We start from the raw sequence: 1,877 nt of genomic DNA on the forward strand, positions 1-1,877 counted from the left end.
CGCATGCATACGATGCCGTCCGCGCTGTCATTCCAAGTTGCTCTTGAGCGGATCCGTCGGCTCTGCAACTTCACCGTCGCCGGAATCTGGCTCTACCAGGGTCTTGTTCCAAAGCTACTCGGGCCGCATCCCGACGAATTAGCAATGTCCATTGCCTTTGGCATCCCAACGGGTCTTCAGGCTTCAGTCTCATACGCCGCTGGCATAGGTGAAGTCCTCCTCGGTCTGTGCGTCCTGCTTCTTCCACGTCGCGCCTGGCCGCAGCTCGTTTCCATGGTGGCAACCGCCGTTCTGTTGGCCTTCGTTGCAATCTACACTCCACGTTACCTCATTGGCGCGTTCAATCCGGTGGTCATGAATGTCGCATCCATTTCGCTATCCATTGTTGCGCTGCTTGCATTTCGCGAGAAGGAGTCGAGTGCGGGCTAACCCTGCGTTCGAGCCGACTCGCAACGGCTGGCCACTCCAGGCCCCCATTTCATTCTGGGCCTTCCGTGCCCAGCCGTCGCTCGCGGCTCAACTTGAACGTTAGCCATCAATGCACAGAATTCGTGTCATCTTCAAAATTGGCGTTCTGGCTGGGAGTTTGGTCGGCCCAGCCATTGCGCAATCACAGCCAAGCGTTGATCTCGTGGCTCAGCCTTGTCCCTCCAGGCACGCTATGCGTGTTGCAGTGCTCGCAGATGGCCGAATAGAGCTCAATGGCAAGACGGTTCCAGTGAGCCAGTTTGCCGCCTTGGCAAAGCTCGGCACCTCGGGTGTAAAACAGGTGTGCCTCCATCGACAAGATCCAGAAGCAGCAGAGCCTCATCCGAGCATGATGGTGGTTTTGGATGCTCTGATGAAGCTCACTCTGCCGATCGCGTTCTATTGGGACGCGCAGTTCCAAAAGCGTGTCGTGTTCAAGCCTCAGGAGGCTCCGAAGTGATGGCTAACCGGTCGCTCGAGTGGACCTCCGCCAGCTGGCCGCGCTACGCTGCCTGTATATTTTCAGCTCCGCGCGGCCAGCTGGCTGCGGCCCCTCAGCTCGAACGTTAGGCCTACCCCATGACGCCCGATCTTGTTCAGTGCGACTGCTGCGATCATTTCAGCATCCCCGCCGAGCGCGACTGGGAAATTTGTCCAGTGTGCTTCTGGGAGCAGGATTCATTTGGCGTCTCCGATCCCGATGAGCCTTCCGGTGCAAATCATGGGCTCACGCTGCGCGAAGGCCGAAGAAACTTCGCGGAGCTTGGCGCCTGCTCAAGAGAGTTCCAATCTCGCGTCGCGGGCGTGGCCGATCGCGGAGAATTCGCCCATGTTGCTCGACACATTTAGGCCTAACCCTGCGCTCGAGTGGACCTCCGCCAGCTGGCCGCGCTACGCTGCCTGTATATTTTCAGCTCCGCGCGGCCAACTGGCTGCGGCCCCTCAGCTCGAACGTTAGGCCTCTGATGCCAAGAATGGTTTCCTCGCGAGTTTCCAAACTCAATGAGTCGCTAACCGGCGCACTCATTCATAAAGTCATGGCCCAGATATTTCCGAAGAAGAACGACTATGGCACTGCTTCGTTTGATGAGTTGGTACCGGAACTTTTGCGCTTTGGAATTCGCACGCGGAAAGATTTCAAGCAGTTGATGGTCAGTAACAAGCGGCAACTGCTGGAAATCGACAGAAGTCCTTTGTCAGCTTGGGAAATTTTGCACGCCAAGCAAACGCTCGGCGAAGAGTTCGTTAAAGACTCGATACGCAGGCAGTATTGGTTTGCGTTTCCTGCTCTTGTTCGAACAGCAATGGAACTGGAGTTTGGCGAGGAGGCTTGTGTCTATGAAGAAGAGGCCTAACCGGTCGCTCGAGCTGACGTCCTTCGGCAAGCCTCAGTCCGCAGCTCAGCTTCA

The 1,877-nt window shown here is 56.8% G+C and carries 4 protein-coding genes; all 4 read left to right on the forward strand.

Annotated elements, in window-relative coordinates:
* Positions 1-429: DoxX-like family protein (locus tag LNV07_RS25280; protein ID WP_263573981.1), on the forward strand; the 429-nt coding region annotated here is incomplete at its 5' end.
* A gap of 109 nt (positions 430-538) precedes the next feature.
* On the forward strand, positions 539-928 hold the full coding sequence (locus tag LNV07_RS25285; RefSeq protein ID WP_263573982.1) for a hypothetical protein: 390 nt from the start codon (positions 539-541) through the stop codon (positions 926-928).
* Between the two features lie 119 nt (positions 929-1,047).
* Positions 1,048-1,317: a CPCC family cysteine-rich protein gene (locus LNV07_RS25290; protein WP_263573983.1), complete on the forward strand. Its 270-nt coding sequence runs from the start codon at positions 1,048-1,050 to the stop codon at positions 1,315-1,317.
* A gap of 188 nt (positions 1,318-1,505) precedes the next feature.
* Positions 1,506-1,823, forward strand: coding sequence for a hypothetical protein (locus tag LNV07_RS25295; RefSeq protein WP_263573984.1), 318 nt, complete (start codon positions 1,506-1,508; stop codon positions 1,821-1,823).
* Positions 1,824-1,877 lie beyond the last annotated feature (54 nt).

The sequence above is a fragment of the Roseateles oligotrophus genome, assembly GCF_025717515.1.
GTDB lineage: Bacteria > Pseudomonadota > Gammaproteobacteria > Burkholderiales > Burkholderiaceae_C > Paucibacter_A > Paucibacter_A oligotrophus.